The organism is Zavarzinella formosa DSM 19928 (assembly GCF_000255705.1).
Lineage (GTDB): Bacteria > Planctomycetota > Planctomycetia > Gemmatales > Gemmataceae > Zavarzinella > Zavarzinella formosa.
Genome location: NZ_JH636444.1, coordinates 265,054 through 282,429, shown reverse-complemented (window position 1 = coordinate 282,429; position 17,376 = coordinate 265,054). Strand labels below are relative to the sequence as shown.

Genomic DNA, 17,376 nt, shown 5'->3' with positions numbered 1-17,376 from the left:
CAAGCAGAGCAAAAGACGATGGCTGATCCCCGAGGGTTTCTGAACGTTGAACCGCAGAAGCCGACCCCGCGGCCTATTCACCTGCGTGTCCGCGACTATGGCGAACTTTATCAGCCGATGCCGGCCGAAAGCACGCGCGCCCAAGCCACCCGTTGCATGGACTGCGGCATCCCGTTCTGTCACACCGGTTGCCCGCTTGGCAACCGCATCCCGGACTGGAACGACCTCGTCCATCGCAACCGCTGGGAAGAGGCATTAAAAGCCCTGCACGACACGAACAACTTCCCGGAGTTCACTGGCAAAACCTGCCCGGCGCCGTGCGAGGCATCATGTGTTTTGGCCCTCAACGGCGCGGCGGTGACGATCAAGACCATCGAACAGGCCATCGTTGATCGCGGTTGGGAAAAAGGCTGGATCATCCCCGAACCACCAAAGCATGAAACGGGCAAGTCCGTCGGCATTATCGGCAGCGGTCCGGCGGGATTGGCCGCCGCGCAGCAATTGCGGCGGGCCGGGCACAAGGTCACCGTTTATGAACGTGACGACCGCCCCGGCGGATTGCTCACTTATGGCATCCCCGATTTCAAGATGGCCAAGCTTTATGTCGAACGCCGGATCGAGCAACTTCAGGTTGAAGGTGTTGTATTCTCGCTGAATGCTGACATTGGTTGCAATGTTGACGCACAGGAACTCCGCAATCGGCATGATGCGATTCTGCTTTGTGTCGGAGCGACCAAGCCGCGTGAACTGGACATCCCCGGCCGACAGTTGAAGGGAGTGGAACAGGCGATGCCGTTCCTGACCGCCCAAAATCGCCGCGGATTCGGCGACAAACTCGACGGCGAATCACTCACGGCGGCCGGCAAGAACGTCATCATCATCGGCGGCGGCGACACGGCGGCCGACTGCCTCGGCACCTGTCACCGGCAGGGGGCCAAGTCGGTTCTCCAACTCGACTATAATCCCTGCCCGCCGGAAAACACGAACCCGGACACGCCCTGGCCGCTGTGGCCGAAAATTCTCCGCATCACCCCGGCTCACGAAGAAGGGGGCAAGCGGGACTGGCAAATCAAGACGAAGAATTTTGCAGGCGACGCGCAAGGCCGTGTGACTGAGTTGCATGTCGTCCGGGTCAATCAATACTTCGACAAATCCGGCGAACGCCAGTTCGAGGAACTCGAAGGTTCCGAACTCGTCTTCCCGTGCGAGCTGGCTCTGCTGGCGATTGGTTTCTCCGGCCCCGAGGCAAGCCTGCCGGCAAAACTCGGCTTGGGACTGACCGAATCCAAGGCGATCCGCAGCGATGACAAATACGCCACCTCCACCCCCGGTGTTTTCGCGGCCGGCGACTGTCGGCGGGGTCAATCGTTGGTGGTCTGGGCCATCGCCGAGGGCCGTGAAGCGGCGAGACATGTGGACGAATATCTGACGGGCCACACAAGCCGTCTTCGCGGAAGGGATATTCCCCTTGGGCACATCAATTCGTGATGACCCTCACCGGGTCAATCGAATGGTTCACCGTTTGGGTTCTTCCAGCGACTTCAGGTAGGCGAAGAGGTCGGCCACTTCGCCATCACCAAGTTTGTCGAGCAATCCGGCGGGCATCGGCGATGTCTCGACGGGGCGTTTGGAGGCAATCTTCTCCCCGGCAATCCGAACCGATGTGTCGGCGTTTGTCTGGAGAATCACGCCATCGGTGGCCTCGTAAATCATCACCCCGATAAAGACCCGTTCATCCTCGGTGGTGATCCGCGTCGGACGATATCGTGGCGACACATCCTTGCTGGGTTGCAGAATCGCCGTGAGCAGATCGTCCTTTCCGAAGCGTTTGCTGATCCCAAGCAAAGACGGCCCGAGCGCCCGGCCGCCATCATGACAGGCGGCACAACTCGCCTTCGTGAATACGCTCTTGCCTCGCTCGGCATCGCCTTTTTCCCAAACGATGCCAGCCTCTCGCTGCTTCCACGCCACCGAATCAAATCCATCATTTGAGGCAAACAGCGGCGTGGTTTCTGGATGATTTTTGGTCACCCATTCAACCCACGCTTTCGGATCGGCGTCGAGTTTCTGACCGGTGCGTTTTTGTAACAATGAAGCGACCGTTGCTCGCGCCAACTTGTCCTCCGGCCCAAGTCGTCGAAGAGCCTTCACAGCGGCGACAATTTCGGTGACTCCCTCGGGACGAGGAAGCTTTTCCAACATCTTTGCCGACCGCGAGACTACTTGCGGATCAAACGATGCAAGTCCGGTGACAAACCTCGTCGCATCTTCTTCCTGCGGAGGAAGCGCCTTCAAGATTGCGTCACGAAGTTCGGGCCGTTCCCACAGTTTGAGAAGCACCGGGCGACAACTCTCGGCTGGCATTGCCCCAAGCAATTCGACCACACCGGGTGTCCAGCCGTAATCGGCATTCTTTTTGGCGGCTTCCGCAAATGCCCTCGCCGCTTTCTCCTCATTGAGTAGAAGCGGTTTCACAAATAGCAAATGTTCCGGTTGGCCAAATAAGGGATGGTTCAACATTTGAGAACCGAGGTTCGGATATCGCTTGCCAAGAGCCGCGACGATTTCTGTGATTCGGAGCGGCCAAAAGGTGTCTCGCGGGAGATTCTGTTTCGTCGCCTTGCGGTCAAGATGCAGCAGGATGTCCGCGATTTTCCGTTCGGATTGGCCATCAGCCCCAAGTCGTGCGATGACAGCCAAATGGCCAATGTCTTTGCGAACATCCGAATCAGCACTGATTTGGCGAATCGCCTGTTGCGCAAACCGCGTTTCTTGGGATTGGATGCCTGCCAAAGTGCGGAATGCTTCAACCTCTAAATCCGGATTGCCACCGGAGAGAACTGCTTCGCAAGCTCGTTCAATTGCCTCTCTTTGTTGCGGGGTCGGTGCGCGTCGGAGAGTATAACCCTCGAAGACCGTGCCGACCGCGTCCTTGGTGGTCAGATCGCCGAGGGCAAGTTGGATGATTCGGATAGCTTGAAGTTTGAGTCCGTTGGCCGTGTTCTTGTCGTTTAGGACGGAGATAGCCGTCTCGATTGAGCGAGCGGGATCAGAGTTGGTCTCCATAAAGGCCATTGTCAGTCTTGACTGGGCATCCGTTAGTGGCGCTGACTTTGCGACGTGTCCAATCATCACCCGGCCAGCCGCGAGTCGAATCATCGGATCGGGGTCGCATAACTTCGATATCACGGAATCTAAAATTGCCTTGTCCCATGCGATCTTGTCTCCATGACGCCGCAGCAACTCAAGGTCATACCGGCGGGCACGCTGTTCGGAGGCTGTCGCCGGAAAAGGAAGCCAACTCGAAGAACTGTTCGTCGGCAATTTTCTCTCAGCCTCCGGCGTCAAATCGAGAGAACGCTTTGCCATCGGCAGCAGCTTACCGACGGGGCTGTTTTCGTGTGAGATTCGATAGATGCCGCCACGAGTGCCCCGGCCGCCGATGCTTACGAACAGTTCACCGGTTTTGGGATGCACCGCCAGCGCGGTGGGGGCGAATCCGCTTGTGCCAATCGCCTCGGCGAAGACTTCGGGCTTGCCTGCGTAAGTTGAATCCTTCGGGGTCATTGGCACAAAGTGGATGCGGCCGAATGTCCAGTCTGCCAGGAAGAAGCCGCCGCGATACTTCTCCGGGAAGTGGGTATGTCGATAACAGGCGACACCCGTGGGCGAACCGCGGCCCGTGGTGCAAACCGGCGGCACGCAATCCACGAAATATGGCGGTTTTCTCCAAAACTGCCCGAATTGCGGCGAACGCCAGCCGTGGTTCCCGCCGGTCACGACGTGATAGAACCGGCACGGTTCATACCAAGGCAGCCCGACACAGCGTTCGTTGTCCGAGTCATAGGCGAATGGTTCGCCGTCGAGATTAAAGTCGAACGAGTAGGGATTGCGGAACCCGTCGGCAACCACTTCAACTTCTCGCTGATCAGGCGAGATACGGAGCAACGCCCCGGCGACAGGCTCTTTCACCGGCGAGCGGGGAGACGTGATCGTCTGCTTCGTGACGCCGGCCATGTTGCCGCACAGAAGATAAAGCCAGCCGTCCGGGCCACGACGAACCGCGTGGGCATCATGTTCGCCAGTGGTTTTGAGTTTGATTAGCGTTTCGGGCGTTTGCTTGAGTTTGTCCTTGCCGTTGTAACCGCGATAGCGTTGAAGCCCGCCATTGGTCACCACATAAAGCGAATCCCCTTCGGCAAGCAACCCCATCGGACCGTCTTTGAGTCCGTCGATGAGGTCAATCGCCCGGTCGGCGATGCCGTCGCCATTGTCATCCACAAGCACCCGGACATATCCCCGGCCGGCCACCAATACCCGGCCGGCTTCATCGATTGTCATGGTGTAAATGTCGGGAGCAATTGCATTGTCCGCGACAAGCGACACCACAAATCCGGTCGGTGCCGAGATATCCAGAGTTGATGTTGGAGCAGAAGTAACAGAGGCCAACAGAAAAAGGAAAGCAGTCGGCATGGTGTGACACCTTGTGCTTGATGCTTCAAGCGACCCGGAAAGAGAGATTCCGATATCTCATGATGTATCATCAACGACCTTCGACGACCTGTCCCGGAATGTTTCAACCCGCCCCGGCGGTATACTGACCGGGGTGGTTGCAAAATTACGCCAATCGAGCCATTAGATGTACGATGCCGTTGTGGTCGGGTCCGGTCCGAATGGGTTGGCGGCCGCCGTGGCCTTGGCGAGAATGCGCTATTCCGTGCTTGTTGTCGAAGCGGCCGAGACGATTGGCGGCGGCACCCGGTCCGCTGAACTCACGCTGCCGGGGTTTGTCCATGACATCTGCTCGGCCGTTCATCCGATGGGAGCCGCCTCTCCGTTTTTCAAATCGCTGCCGCTCGCCGAACACGGCTTGGAATGGGTCCACCCGGAAATACCGCTGGCCCACCCGCTGGAAAATGGCCTGGCTGCTGTCTTGGAGCGAGATTTAGAGGCAACGGCTGACAAACTCGGCCCGGACTCATCGGCCTATCGGCGACTCATCGGCCCGCTGGTGAGCGGCTCTTCCGGTTTGTTCGACGATCTGTTGGGGCCGCTTCGATTTCCCAATCATCCGCTCCTGTCCATGCGGTTCGGATTGAACGCCATTCGTTCGGCCAAGGGTCTTGCCAGGGCTTGGTTTCGCGCCGAACCGGCAAGAGCGATTATTGCCGGTTTGGCCGCGCATGCGGTGTTGCCGCTCGATCAGTCGCCCGGCGCGGCGATTGCCCTAATGCTTGGCATTGCCGGCCATGCCGTCGGCTGGCCGTTTCCTCGTGGTGGTTCGCAGAAAATTGCCGACGCGCTGGCATCCTGTCTCCGTTCATCCAGCGGGGTGATCGAAACCCGGCGAAGAATCACATCGATTGATGAACTCCCGCCTTCGCGCGTGGTGCTTCTCGATGTGACGCCTCGTCAGATCATTTCAATGGCCGGACATCGACTGCCGAGCCGTTACTGCCGGTCACTCAGTCGATATCGTTATGGGCCGGGGGTGTTCAAAGTGGATTGGGCGCTCTCGGGGCCAATTCCGTGGCGCGCCCCGGCCTGTCGGCGGGCGGGCACTGTGCACATCGGAGGCACGCTCGAAGAAGTGACCTCGACGGAAAGGGCCGTGTGGCGGGGCGAACATCCTGAACGACCGTTCGTGCTACTGGCCCAACCAAGTCTGTTCGATTCATCACGCGCTCCCGCCGGGAAACACACGGCTTGGGGATACTGTCACGTCCCGCATGGATCGTTGATCGACATGACCGGGCGAATTGAGGCCCAAGTGGAGCGATTCGCTCCGGGGTTCCGTGATTTAATCATGGCCCGACATGTCATGAACACGGCACAGATGGAACGGCACAACCCAAACTACATCGGCGGAGACATTGGTGGCGGGGTCGTGGATTGGTGGCAGTTATTCAGCCGACCCGTCCTTCGGCCAAGCCCCTACGCCACGCCAAACCCCCGGCTGTTCATCTGTTCTTCCTCCACACCTCCCGGCGGCGGGGTCCACGGCATGTGCGGTTATTTTGCCGCTGTCGCCGCCATGAGGCAATTACGGCGGTAAAAAGTGAAATGGGCCAAATCCGCCAAAATTGGTTACGCCAATGTGATTTTTCCCCGAGCGATCTTTGCGCTTAAGACTTTTCTTCCCCCCCGCCTTGCGGTAATCTGTCTGCACATCCCGCCCCGTCTGTTCCCAAGGTGCTTTTCATGCTCTCCCGCTGTGTTTTGATCCTGTCACTGGCCCTCGGCTTGGGCGGGATCGCTTCCGCGCAAAAAACGCCCGAAGAAACCGTCAAATCGTTCACCGTGGCCGAGGGGCTTCAGGTGGAATTGTTTGCCGCCGAGCCAATGGTCATCAACCCGACGAGCATGGACGTTGACCATCTCGGCCGGGTCTGGATTTCGGAGGCCGTCAACTATCGCCGCAAGAACTTCGGCCGGCCGATCCTTCGTGAAGAGGGCGACCGCATTGTGATTTTGACCGACAAGAACGGCGATGGCAAAGCGGATGAATCAACCGTCTTCTATCAAGGCAAGGAACTCTATGGCCCCCTCGGCGTATGCGTTGCCAAGGACGCCAAGGGGCCGGGCTACAAAGTCTTCGTGTGCCAGTCGCCGGACATCTTGCTCTTCATTGATGCGGATGGGGACGGCAAGGCTGACGGCCCGCCGACCAAGTTCCTGACCGGCATTGGCGGCTTCGACCACGACCACGGCGTCCACGGCATGAATATCGGCCCGGACGGCAAACTGTATTTCACCATCGGCGACCAAGGCGTGACCGGCCTTCAATCCTCGGACGGCAAAGGCCGCAAGTGGAAGTCTGGCACGCCGGATTGTCAGGCCGGAACGGTGTGGAAATGCGACATCGACGGCAAGAACCTTGAATTGATTGCCCACAATTTCCGGAACAACTACGAATGCTGCGTGAACAGTTTCGGCGAAGTCTGGCTCTCGGACAACGACGACGACGGCAACCAGCAAACCCGTATTTGCTTCGTGATGCCCGGCGGCAACTACGGTTATTTCCCGCGAGGGGCCGGTCAATCACACTGGCACGAAGAACAACCCGGCATCGTCCACAAGACCTTGCGCACCGGCTTCGGCAGCCCGACCGGGATTTGCTTCTACGAGGGCACTCTGTTGCCGGAAAAATATCGCGGCCAACTCCTCCACTGCGACGCCGGCCCGCGTGAACTTCGATGCTTCCACAAAAAACCAAAGGGAGCCGGTTACGAACTGGAAAAAGAAAACCTCGTCACGAGTACGGACAACTGGTTCCGGCTGTCAGATGTCTGCGTCGCCCCGGACGGCAGCGTGATGATGGCCGATTGGTACGATCCGGGTGTCGGCGGTCACGGCATGGGCGACTGGACCCGCGGGCGTGTCTACCGGCTGACGCCGAAGGGGCACAAAGGGTACAAAATTCCCGAAGTAAAACTTGGAAAAGACGAAAAGTTGATCGAAGCATTGGTTTCACCTTGCCTCGCGACACGCGCTCTTGCCATCGACCACATCCGTAAATCACCCCCGGCCGACCTAATTCCTTCCGTTGGACATTACTTTGGGAAAATCAGAAAACAGCAACCCGATCAGGCGTTCATTGGTCATGAAGTGGCTTTGGCTCGAACAATCTGGATGCTTTTGGAAACAACAGGCACCACAGAGAAACCGAATAAAGACAACTTCATGGGGCTATTTGAACTGTATGCGACTTTCACTTCGGCCAGTAAATCAAGCAATCAAGCAATGGGTATCCGGGTTGGAGATGCTGTTTCAAAGAAATTTGGAGTTTGGCTGGGCATTTTTAAGAATGAAGAGGATGCAAAACCCGAAAGTGTGCTTGCATATATTTCAAAGCGTTTTCAGAGCAAAGATCAGTTATCTCAAATCACCATTGCTGATTTGCGTGAAGCCTTATTGATGATGCCTCGCATGACTCCGGACCAAGTCGCAAAACTATTTCCAGAGTATGCGAAGAATTACGATGGCCAAGACATTTTCTACCGGGCCGCACTCAACATTGCCTGCGGAATTGATCAATCGCGGCGTGACATTATCCTCGCAGACTTCGACAAGCAGTTCCCGGAATGGAACGACAAAGTCGCCGACCTCGTTTGGGAACTTCGGCCCAAATCCATGCTGCCGAAACTCGGCAAATTGTTGGAAGACCCGAAAATCACTTCGGCTCAGAAGGGCCGGATAGTGGATATTCTTGCGGCAAGCAACGACGCCTCGGCGGGGCAATCCATGTTAGCCCTCCTCAGCGGATCCGCTCCGGATGAAGTGAAAGTTCGGGCGTTGGAAAACCTTCGCTTGTTCCTGCCGACGAAATGGAACTCGCTGGCCAAGTCGCCGGAACTTAAGAGCGTCATTGCCGGACTGTTGAAAAACCCGGCCACGCAAATCACCGGCTTGCAACTGGTGGCCGCCACCAATCACACGGAAGCCCTGTCGCAAGTCAGTGAATTGATCGGTGGCACTGACTCCACCAAGCCAGTGCGAATTGAGGCAATTCGCACTCTCGGGAAATTGCATGACCCCAAAGTCATCGATCATTTGGGCGCGACCATCATTTTCGGCAAAGACCTTGAGTTGGCCAACGAAGCCATCCTCGCTTTTGGTTCACTGGCGGGTGGAAAGCCGGAAGCCGTTGAAACCAAGCAAGCATTGAAAACACTTCAAGACTTGGTCACCAACGACGGAGCGAGCATCGAGTTGAAGCGACCGGCCATTGCCGGTCTGGCCGGAACCCGCGCGGGCACCGGCTGGTTGCTCAATCTGCGGCAAGAAAACAAACTGCCGGACACGCTGGTGGCCGACACGGGCCGGCTCTTGCGAAACAGCCCGTTCGCGGGGGAACGCAACAAAGCCTTGTTGCTTTTCCCCGCCGCAGGAAAGCTCGACCCGAAGAAACTCCCCGCCCCCTCGGCGCTTGCCAAGCGTAGCGGCAATGCCCAAAACGGCGAAAAAGTGCTGGCCGCCAGTCTCAAAGGCGAAACCCAGTGCCTTCGCTGTCACATGGTTCGCGGCATCGGCGGCCAGATCGGCCCGGATCTGTCGATGATCGGCAAAAAGGGAAGCAAGGAGAACCTGTACGATTCGCTGCTGACCCCTTCGAAAGCCATCGCCGACCAATATGTGCAATGGAAAGTGAACACCTCGGACGGAAAGAGCATCACCGGCCTGCAAATGGCCGAGACCGAAACCACCCGGACAATCCGCGATGCGAACGGCAAAGATTATGTGATTAACAAGGCCGACGAAGAAGGCAAGCCGCAAAAGAGCCTGGTGTCGATCATGCCGGATAATCTGGTCGCCGCTTTCACCGAGGAAGAACTGGCGGACGTGGTCGAGTATCTGATGACGCTCAAAATGGCTTCGTTCACGCCCGATTCTTGGAACATCCTCGGGCCGTTCGCCAACGACGCAACCGACTCGGCCTTGGACAAAGACCTCGGCATTGAAGGCAAGGCCCACGACCCGGCGGCCAAGTTGAAAGGCAAGGATGGCGATGTGTCATGGGCCATCGTGAAGACCAACGGCACCGGCTACATCGACCTGACCGCCCACTACGCGGGCAAGTCGGTGAACAGCGCCTCCTACCTGCAACGGACGGTTGATTCCCCGGCCGACCAAGACGGCGTGATCCTGTTCGGCAACGATGACGGGGCCAAGGTGTGGATCAATGGAGCCAAAGTCTTCGAGAACCGCGACCACTTTGCCGCCACTCCCGGCAGGCACCAGATCCCGGTGAAGTTGAAGAAGGGAAGCAACGTCGTTCTGATTAAGATTGTCAACGGAAGCGACCCGCACGGGTTGTACTTCGCACTGACGAGCGAGCAAGAATTGAAGCTCGGTAAATAAGGCAAGAAAACGAACCACAAAGACGCAAAGGTCACACAAAGTTTCACAGAGAAGAAAGAAGAGATGTTTTCTCGGTCTTCTCTGTGAAACTTTGTGTGACCTTTGCGTCTTTGTGGTTGATGCCTTTTTACTTCGCCGGTTCCGCGTCTTTCTTCATCACTGGCTGAATATCAACCAATTCCCGAATCCAGATATTGCGGAATTTCACGGCATCGCCGTGGAATTGCAGATCGAGCGGGGCCTTCGGGCCGTGCGGCACATAGGCGGCCGGACGGTCGAAGAAGGTTCCCCCGTGGAGTTCAAAATGGTTTTGAACAATCACCCCGTTTTGTAACACAGTCACGTAGCCGGGCCGGGTGAGTTTCTTGTCCGCATCGAAACGAGGGGATTCAAAAATGATATCGTAGGTCTGCCATTCGCCGGGCTTGCGGCACACATTCACAAGCGGCGGGTGTTGCTTGTAAAGCGAGGCACATTGGCCATCGAAGTAGGTTTTGTTTTCGTATGAATCAAGGATTTGCACTTCATAGCGGCCCATGATGTAGACGCCGCTGTTGCCTCGGCCCTGACCGTTCCCCTTCACGACGGCCGGGCTGGCGAACTCCAAGTGAATCTGGCAATCACCGAAAGAGTCTTTCGTGCTGATGCCGGTCTTGGCGGCCGTCGCTTCGCCATCCTTGATGATCCATTTGTCGCCGTTTTTCCACTTGGAAAGATCCGTTCCGTCGAACAGCACAATGGCATCGGCCGGAGGGCTGACGCTTGTCGGTCCCGGTGTGACAACCTTGGGTTCGGGCCACTCAACGCCGGACTTGTATTCCTGACCGGGTTTGAATTCAAACTTCTTCGGTTCCGGCTTGGTTCCTTCGGATTTGGCTTCTTTTTGGGCCATCGCCGAAGGGAGACTACACCACACGGCCAAACCGCCGACGGCTGCCATCGCCCCGCCCATCAACAAAGATCGCACGAACTTCATCAAACATTCTCCAATGGAAAGGTGGTTGGAGAACATCTTGCGGGAAGATGGCGCGGATTGCAAATGGATTGTCTCCGCCAGGAATCGAACCTGGTCCGCAACCTTCGCAGGGTTGCGTGCATCCGGCACACCCCGGAGACGTTGAATTTCGAGGGATTGAAAAAGAATGCCTTCGCCAGGAATCGAACCCGGATCTCCTTGTTAGAAGCAAGGGATGATATCCGTTTCACCACAAAGGCATCATCAGCGGAAGGTGAGGGAATTGAACCCGCTTTCCCCGCGATGGGGAAACCACGTTAGCACCGTGGCCCGGCCAACCAGTATCCGGCTACCTTCCAATTTGTCAGCTCGCCAAACAGTGCCTTCGCCAGGAGTCGAACCCGGACCTACTCGTTCGAAGCGAGGGATGCGATCCAATTACACCACAAAGGCATCAGCGGAAGGTGAGGGAGTCGAACCCGTCATGTCCGTTTTTCAGGACGCACACGTTAGCAACGTGGCCCGGCCAGCCATATCCGGCTACCTTCCGTTTGTCAGTTCGTTCAAAGCAAGGCATAAATCCGTTTCATCACAAAAACATCAGCGGAAGGCACGGGAATCGAACCCGCATTTCCTTGTTACGGAAAACCCAAAAGCAAGCGGGCCCGGCAACCCACTATCCGGCTACCTTCCGATAATGGACCGTCGGGGAGTCGAACCCCGATTTCCGACGTGCGAGGTCGGCGTCTTTCCAAGTTTGACCAACAGCCCTTCAAAAAACAGTTGCGGCAGTCGGAGTCGAACCGACGTCAGACGGCTTATGAGACCGTGAAACGTTCTGAGCAAACGATTACCAGTCAACAACTTGCGCCGCGTCATTTTGAATCTTGCGGTCCGTCTTGGGGTTTGCCGCACATTTGAGGGAGCCGATCCGATATCCGCGAGTTCGCGCGGCGAATAGCAAAATGGCTACACCCTCGCGGAATTCACCCCTATGCGAACGCTCGTTCTCCCCGTCTGCCTGGCACTCGCGGCCATCGCCTCCGGATGCGCCAAGCCGCCAGACTTGCAGACGACGGAGAAAAAAGAGGCAGACGAGCAAAAGCAAGCTGACAAAGCCGAGACGACAAAGGAAGCCCCCATCGTGTGGCTCAAACTCGGGCAGTCGCACATGGTTGGGGATGTCGAGATTACGCTTGTCGAGGCGAGGATTGGGAGGCTGGCCGGCGGTGCGGATGAAGCCACATCCTTTACCATCTTGGTCCGCAACGCCAGCGAGACTCGCAAAATCGACTTCGTCGGATGGGGTGACTCTTTGGCAAAGCTGAAGGATGAGTTCGGCAACAATTACCAAGGCTTCGACGCGAGCAAATTCCCCGGCGTGAGTTTTGCGATCTTGAATCTTTACCCGGAAAAATCAGAGAAGTGTACCGTCGCCTTTGAAAGGCCAGTTGCTAAGGCAAAAACCCTGTCACTTGAACTGAGCCGAAACGTGATTGACCGCAGAGACAGCGGGTACATCGGCTTTACCATTCCCATCGGCGAATTCAAGAGTGACTGACCGCTAGGTATCTTCCGACAGATCACTTCTTCGCCGATGGATAGAACCCCTCCCGTTGCAGAAATTCCTGCAGCGCAACTACCACCACATCCGTTTGGCTCGGCGGCACCCGCTGCGCATTCATGAACGCCTCAAGCGGCCCGATCAACTCGGCCGGCAATTTAAACCCCATCGGCTTTGATTTCAGCGGGGCTACTTCGTCTTTGTGTTTTTTTGCCATGTTTTGATGTTAGACCCATTGCGACCGAAACACAATCAAATCGCGTTTCAATCGTAAAACTAAATTGCCGAGTATAATTAGTTTGACGCGACATACGACTGGGCTGTATGATCACACAAACGCCAGTCAGGCGCCACCACAACCACAGGAGAACCGTCATGTCAGCGAAAGCACCGAAGCAAGCCGCCGCGAATCCCGCCCGCATTGACCGGGCCTATTCCCCGGCCGCGCAACTCGTCGAGTCAATCAGGATGTTCCTGAATGAAGGCCTCAATGCCGCGAGCGGTGGCGATTACCGTTCGGCCGCCCGTGACATTGAAGCCGCCCTGCTCATCGTCCGGGGCCAGCACATGCTGGCCAATGCGGGCCGGGGATGAGTGTTCCGCGAGAAGCCGGGTCATGAACGAAACTCCGGAAAACGCTCGCAAGTCAGAATGCCAGAGACTACAACGACTTGAGAAACGGATATGTGATGGGCGAATGTTTTTGAGGCCCGAATACCCTGCCCTCTCGCAATTGTGATCTGAAGCGTCCATCGTGCCAGCCTTTGTGACAGTGACCATTTCCACGGCTCCGCAGCCGTGGCCGAATTGAAGCCCGAATGGATCGAGACGCTTGAGAAGGGATTTCACGGCATTTCCACGGCTCCGCAGCCGTGGCCGAATTGAAGCGACGATTGCGAAACGCTCGAATGCTCCGAATGCGTATTTCCACAGCCTCGGAAGGCTGTGGCCGAATTGAAGCAAGTTCATATCACCGTCGCCAGAATCTTGTCGAACTCTTCCTTATGGCCCCACACTTCGATCTGAGCTTGGAGCCGCCTCCAAGCCTCCACGTCTTCCCGGCCGATTTCCTCCCCCCATGCCAGACGGGCCGCAATCGTGACGCACATCATCACGCCGGCCGCGACATATTCGCTTTGCAGGGTCGTCATCGCCTCGCGGATCAGCTTGCCCGTTTCCATCTTCACACCCTTTATTGTCATCTGTACACACGTTACACATCGGGGTATTCGACTGACCGAAGCGTACATTTGAGATAATTGTTTTTTATTTCTGACTTGCTTTTCTGGCGAACAGGATGTACATTATCTTCACGGGGCAAACGTTCCGTCCGACCGGCAGGGCGCCGGGATCTTTGAAAAGAGGAACCACACATGATCGAAGTCACCATCCTTTTGCCCGCCGACGACAACGACGGGAAGCCCTTCACACCACACCACGACGACGAATACTTTCTCGTTCTGGCTGAATTGTTCGGCGGGTTTAGCCTGCTGCCGAACTTGGTGAAAGGGGGATGGATTGACAAGGGGGTGTTTTATCCCGACCGAAACAGACAGGTGATCGTCTCGCTTGACTCAATCACCAAAGGCAATTTGATCCGGGAAGCGGTGGATTACGCGAAGGTCCATTACAACCAACTCGCCATCTACATCAGCTACTACGGAAACGGCGAAAAACTGTGACTGGCGCGGGGTTGCCCACCCCGCCTTCTGCTCCCGATCTTCACACTGAAGAAGCATGTCATGAACACCTATGAAACGCTCTCCGGGGAAACCTTGGAGTATCTTGACCCGACCCACGACGTGGCCGCCTTCCTGGCTCGCGTGGTGTCAGCCGTCGCAAACCCCACGTTCACGACGAACGAAATCATCTCGCTCGTCTACGGGCCGGACAATCCGCTGCTCAACCACGACATGGTTCCGGGCCGGGCGATGGTCACCCCGGCGGTTTTCGCCGACCCGCTGTATCACCTGCTTTCCGACCTGATCGGCCGCAAGCGCGTGCAGACGGGCGAACTGGACATGGCGAAGGCTGATTTGGCGTACACCGTGAGCGTTCCCGAGGCGTCCGAAAAACTCGGCATGACTCCCCACGCCGTGAGAACCGCCATCAAGGCCCATCGCCTGTCGGCGATCCTGCGGAACGGGCAATGGTGGCTGCGGCCGGAATCGCTGGCCAGCTACAAGATCGGGACGCGGGGGCCGAAAAGGAAGGGAGTCAGCCATCCGCATGAAGTCGCCCCGGCGAGCGTCAAGCCCGTGTCCGTCGTCGCAGCCTGCGGAAGCGAGCCGGATGTTGGAGGATTGGCCGTGAGGATCAAGGGAGATGACATCCTCAGGACGGGCAAGGTTGGCGGCATCGTGTCCGCTGTCTTCCCGCCGGAATGGTCCAAGGCCGTCGTGAGGACAACCACCAAGAGCGGCGTCCGGGCGTTTGAGATCGAGCCATCGGACGGGGCCATTGAAGAAATCACCCACGGAAGCCTGTTCGTTCGCGGTGGGTTCAAGATTGTGCGGAAGATCAACCGGACGAAGGACGCGAAGGCCGCGTTTGCGGCGGCCAGGCAAGTTGCGGCAATGGACGGGGACGATTGACGACGGGCAGAAGACCGCGCATTAAACAAAGAGGCCCGGCATGATGCCGGGCCTCGCTCACTTTCGGGGTATCGCGACCACACAGAGATCACGGAACGGCCGCTTAAATTCGGCCTCGCTCACGGGGATCATCATCCCCCGCAACCGCCGAGCAAGCGGAACGGCAGGCAACGGATCGCCCGGCAGCATGTTGTCACGGGCATTACCGACCTGTTGAAACAATGCGAGGACGGTCGCCGCCGTCGTCGTCTTCGCCGTGCTGACTGACTGCCGGTACAGTGCGGCCAATTGCATCACGTTGATTGCTTTCGCCGGGTCCGTGTCAGCCCTGAATGCCGCGAGTAATTTGCCCGGAAGCGTGTCTGTCGGATCGAGGGGAGGAACGACCGGATCAACCGGGGGAACCACGGGATTCACCGGAGGAACCACCGGATCAACGGGAGGCGGCCCGTCAAACACGATCAAATCCGTTGCGTTGTCGAGCAACTTCTTGTCGAAGTCAACCGCCGTCACATCGACGGTGTACGTCGTTCCGGGGACGCCGCCGAAGCGAACGCACCCATCGGGGTACTTCTTGTACTGCACGGGCGGCGGGCTGATCTTCCACGCCACCGTCGAGTAGCCTTTCACACTTAGTTCGGCGTACCCGAACTGAGGGATCTTCTTCACCCCGTCAATGGTCACATCGGCCCATGCCGGGCAGGTCGCCAGCATGAGCAACAAGAGAGACAGAACACGCTTCATATTCATCAATCCTTCCACTTGAGCGCGGGGCGTTCGGCCGTGCCCTGGTCGCTCAGGCATGAGCGGGCGCGGTCAATGACCAGCGACAATTCCGTGAGTTGAGGGTGAGTGAATTCGTCGGCCGCGTAGGACGCGACCGATATGAACAAGAGTGCGTTTTGGTCGATGTTGAGGAAGTACAACGCGCTCGTTTTGACGCCCTCGTTTTCGTAGTACGCCTTCAGCCGGGCATCGGGCGGCATCCGGTCGGACCGCTGGAAACTGTGGCCTTCGCGGATGACGTCCAACAACATGGCCATGTAGTGATGATCGACCTGAATCGGGAAGCTGTAGTTTTCCTCGGGATGCTTCAGCGGATCGCGAGACCAGCCATAGAAACATTGCACCGTGTAAGGCCGGTTCGGGTCTGGAGTTCCCCCGCAATTGGTTCCGCGAAACAGCAAGACACGATCCGCAAATTTCATGTTGCGGAACATCTCAAGGATCTGGTGAAACTTCGCGACGCGCTCCACGCCCTCGACGAATCGCGTGGCTGAAATCTTCTTGGCTTGGTGGTCGAACCAAGCCAGAACCAATTTACGCAGCCCGCTAAAGACCGCGACGAACAGCGTGCCAAAGCCCGTGATGATAATTGCCACCAGAGCTTGCCATGACTCGATCACTTCGTTCCCCGTCAGGTGCCTACCATTTTGTAACGTGTGTACGCGTTACATTCAATCCCGTGATTCAAGTCGAATCATCCTGCGATTCGTTCGGCGACAATAAAAGACTTCCCGCCAATCACCTTCACGGTACCAGATGTTTCGGCTGCGAATTGCAGTACGGCTGTCTGGCTTGATCCGGTCGCGTTTTTGACGTAGGCCGTCAGGGAACACGGGCAATCGGAATTGATGACCGGCACGCCCGCCGACCGGGAGACAATCGAGCCAGACGCCGAGCCGCCGCCAGTCTGGACACCCGCACTCTGGGGATGGTTGAAATTCGTGAGGGAAGTGCATCCCGATGCCGAGACATCGAAAGCAACGCCGCACGCCACCGAACTCGACTGAATCGTCAGGTGGGCGGTCACCATGTACGTCGTGCCATCCTCGACGGTGAACGTCATGCCAGTGGTTGCCAGCGTTGTTGTCGCATTGCTGACATCGGAGCCAAGCCCGACGACCGCCTTGGGCTTGACACCGAGATGATTGCACGCCGCGATTTGGGTTGAGTCTCCCAGAATAGACCGCGCCAGCGACGTGAGCGCTGTGAGGGCGGCCGCCCCTGACCCGGTAAAATACGGCATCTGGTCGGCCGCCGACGTCAGTCCGGCCAACGCCGCCAGATTGGCCGCGTAAGCCTGCACCGTCACGCCGAGATCGGCCGTCGTCAAGGCCCCGTCGATGTTAGTCTGAATGACCGTCCAGTTTGTCCCGACCGTCGCTTGATTTCCGGATGCCGTGCCGTCAACCATGCACAAGATAATGTCGCCGGCCTGTGTGACAACACCCGACGCGCCGCCGATTTTCCCCGCGACCGATGCCCTGTAAGTCCAGCCGCAGTTGGCCGCCGGATAGTTGGGGTTGGTGCTGCAATCAATGACCCCCTTGAACACCATCGCGTCTTGGGCTGCAACGATCTGGTCAACGTAGGCCTTGACGGCTTTTTGCGTGGCTACC

The 17,376-nt window shown here is 57.4% G+C and carries 13 protein-coding genes, 5 tRNA genes and 1 pseudogene; 7 read left to right on the top strand and 12 right to left on the bottom strand.

Annotation, left to right across the window (positions count from 1 at the left end):
* Nucleotides 1–18: 18 nt before the first annotated feature.
* Nucleotides 19–1,488: a glutamate synthase subunit beta gene (locus BGIM_RS0130130; protein ID WP_020473402.1), complete on the top strand. Its 1,470-nt coding sequence runs from the start codon at nt 19–21 to the stop codon at nt 1,486–1,488.
* A gap of 27 nt (nt 1,489–1,515) precedes the next feature.
* Here BGIM_RS0130130 and BGIM_RS0130125 read toward each other — a convergent pair whose 3' ends face one another.
* Nucleotides 1,516–4,473: a DUF7133 domain-containing protein gene (locus BGIM_RS0130125; protein ID WP_063607926.1), complete on the bottom strand. Its 2,958-nt coding sequence runs from the start codon at nt 4,471–4,473 to the stop codon at nt 1,516–1,518.
* A 166-nt stretch (nt 4,474–4,639) separates the two neighbouring features.
* On the opposite strand from BGIM_RS0130125, the gene BGIM_RS0130120 reads away from it, so the two are divergent.
* Nucleotides 4,640–6,055, top strand: a complete 1,416-nt coding sequence (locus BGIM_RS0130120) for a phytoene desaturase family protein (protein ID WP_020473400.1) — start codon at nt 4,640–4,642, stop codon at nt 6,053–6,055.
* A gap of 146 nt (nt 6,056–6,201) precedes the next feature.
* The gene (locus BGIM_RS0130115) at nt 6,202–9,861 is read left to right on the top strand and encodes a PVC-type heme-binding CxxCH protein (RefSeq protein ID WP_020473399.1); all 3,660 of its coding nucleotides are present in this window, start codon (nt 6,202–6,204) and stop codon (nt 9,859–9,861) included.
* Between the two features lie 127 nt (nt 9,862–9,988).
* On the opposite strand, the gene BGIM_RS0130110 is transcribed toward BGIM_RS0130115, so the two are convergent.
* The 6 genes from BGIM_RS0130110 to BGIM_RS0130095 form a co-directional block, all read right to left on the bottom strand.
* Entirely contained in the window at nt 9,989–10,900 is a 912-nt protein-coding gene (locus BGIM_RS0130110) for a 3-keto-disaccharide hydrolase (RefSeq protein WP_020473398.1), read from the bottom strand.
* Between the two features lie 104 nt (nt 10,901–11,004).
* Nucleotides 11,005–11,076: transfer RNA gene (locus BGIM_RS0130105), tRNA-Arg, on the bottom strand.
* 120 nt (nt 11,077–11,196) lie between these two features.
* Nucleotides 11,197–11,269, bottom strand: a tRNA-Arg gene (locus tag BGIM_RS0130100).
* A 5-nt stretch (nt 11,270–11,274) separates the two neighbouring features.
* Nucleotides 11,275–11,365, bottom strand: a tRNA-Ser gene (locus BGIM_RS63465).
* Between the two features lie 55 nt (nt 11,366–11,420).
* Nucleotides 11,421–11,509: transfer RNA gene (locus tag BGIM_RS63460), tRNA-OTHER, on the bottom strand.
* A gap of 5 nt (nt 11,510–11,514) precedes the next feature.
* Nucleotides 11,515–11,587 (bottom strand) — tRNA-Ala (locus BGIM_RS0130095).
* A 223-nt stretch (nt 11,588–11,810) separates the two neighbouring features.
* Between BGIM_RS0130095 and BGIM_RS0130090 the strand changes: the two genes are divergently transcribed.
* Nucleotides 11,811–12,377: a hypothetical protein gene (locus BGIM_RS0130090; RefSeq protein WP_020473397.1), complete on the top strand. Its 567-nt coding sequence runs from the start codon at nt 11,811–11,813 to the stop codon at nt 12,375–12,377.
* Between the two features lie 22 nt (nt 12,378–12,399).
* Here the strand turns inward: BGIM_RS0130090 and BGIM_RS0130085 are convergent, their stop codons facing one another.
* The gene (locus tag BGIM_RS0130085; RefSeq protein ID WP_020473396.1) at nt 12,400–12,597 is read right to left on the bottom strand and encodes a hypothetical protein; all 198 of its coding nucleotides are present in this window, start codon (nt 12,595–12,597) and stop codon (nt 12,400–12,402) included.
* A 158-nt stretch (nt 12,598–12,755) separates the two neighbouring features.
* On the opposite strand from BGIM_RS0130085, the gene BGIM_RS63455 reads away from it, so the two are divergent.
* A complete protein-coding gene (locus BGIM_RS63455) occupies nt 12,756–12,974 on the top strand; it encodes a hypothetical protein (RefSeq protein WP_020473395.1) in 219 nt (72 codons plus the stop codon).
* A 371-nt stretch (nt 12,975–13,345) separates the two neighbouring features.
* Here the strand turns inward: BGIM_RS63455 and BGIM_RS0130075 are convergent, their stop codons facing one another.
* On the bottom strand, nt 13,346–13,582 hold the full coding sequence (locus tag BGIM_RS0130075) for a hypothetical protein (protein ID WP_020473394.1): 237 nt from the start codon (nt 13,580–13,582) through the stop codon (nt 13,346–13,348).
* 171 nt (nt 13,583–13,753) lie between these two features.
* Here BGIM_RS0130075 and BGIM_RS0130070 point away from each other — a divergent pair, with 171 nt between their 5' ends.
* Nucleotides 13,754–14,062 carry a hypothetical protein gene (locus tag BGIM_RS0130070; RefSeq protein ID WP_020473393.1) on the top strand — a complete coding sequence of 103 codons (309 nt, stop codon included), beginning with the start codon at nt 13,754–13,756 and terminating at the stop codon, nt 14,060–14,062.
* 60 nt (nt 14,063–14,122) lie between these two features.
* A complete protein-coding gene (locus tag BGIM_RS0130065) occupies nt 14,123–14,974 on the top strand; it encodes a hypothetical protein (protein ID WP_020473392.1) in 852 nt (283 codons plus the stop codon).
* A gap of 57 nt (nt 14,975–15,031) precedes the next feature.
* On the opposite strand, the gene BGIM_RS66045 is transcribed toward BGIM_RS0130065, so the two are convergent.
* The 3 genes and pseudogenes from BGIM_RS66045 to BGIM_RS66040 form a co-directional block, all read right to left on the bottom strand.
* Nucleotides 15,032–15,724, bottom strand: coding sequence for a hypothetical protein (locus BGIM_RS66045; RefSeq protein WP_020473391.1), 693 nt, complete (start codon nt 15,722–15,724; stop codon nt 15,032–15,034).
* Nucleotides 15,724–16,380, bottom strand: coding sequence for a hypothetical protein (locus BGIM_RS0130055; protein WP_020473390.1), 657 nt, complete (start codon nt 16,378–16,380; stop codon nt 15,724–15,726). Before BGIM_RS0130055 ends, BGIM_RS66045 begins: the two co-directional genes overlap by 1 nt.
* A gap of 74 nt (nt 16,381–16,454) precedes the next feature.
* Nucleotides 16,455–17,376: pseudogene (locus tag BGIM_RS66040) on the bottom strand (hypothetical protein); the annotation flags it as partial.

Coding starts and splice junctions, on each gene's coding strand:
- BGIM_RS0130130 (WP_020473402.1), top strand. CDS start 19: ATGGCTGATCCCCGAGGGTTTCTGAACGTTGAACCGCAGAAGCCGACC.
- BGIM_RS0130075 (WP_020473394.1), bottom strand. CDS start 13,582: ATGACAATAAAGGGTGTGAAGATGGAAACGGGCAAGCTGATCCGCGAG.
- BGIM_RS0130070 (WP_020473393.1), top strand. CDS start 13,754: ATGATCGAAGTCACCATCCTTTTGCCCGCCGACGACAACGACGGGAAG.
- BGIM_RS0130120 (WP_020473400.1), top strand. CDS start 4,640: ATGTACGATGCCGTTGTGGTCGGGTCCGGTCCGAATGGGTTGGCGGCC.
- BGIM_RS66045 (WP_020473391.1), bottom strand. CDS start 15,724: ATGAATATGAAGCGTGTTCTGTCTCTCTTGTTGCTCATGCTGGCGACC.
- BGIM_RS63455 (WP_020473395.1), top strand. CDS start 12,756: ATGTCAGCGAAAGCACCGAAGCAAGCCGCCGCGAATCCCGCCCGCATT.
- BGIM_RS0130065 (WP_020473392.1), top strand. CDS start 14,123: ATGAACACCTATGAAACGCTCTCCGGGGAAACCTTGGAGTATCTTGAC.
- BGIM_RS0130090 (WP_020473397.1), top strand. CDS start 11,811: ATGCGAACGCTCGTTCTCCCCGTCTGCCTGGCACTCGCGGCCATCGCC.
- BGIM_RS0130085 (WP_020473396.1), bottom strand. CDS start 12,597: ATGGCAAAAAAACACAAAGACGAAGTAGCCCCGCTGAAATCAAAGCCG.
- BGIM_RS0130115 (WP_020473399.1), top strand. CDS start 6,202: ATGCTCTCCCGCTGTGTTTTGATCCTGTCACTGGCCCTCGGCTTGGGC.
- BGIM_RS0130125 (WP_063607926.1), bottom strand. CDS start 4,473: ATGCCGACTGCTTTCCTTTTTCTGTTGGCCTCTGTTACTTCTGCTCCA.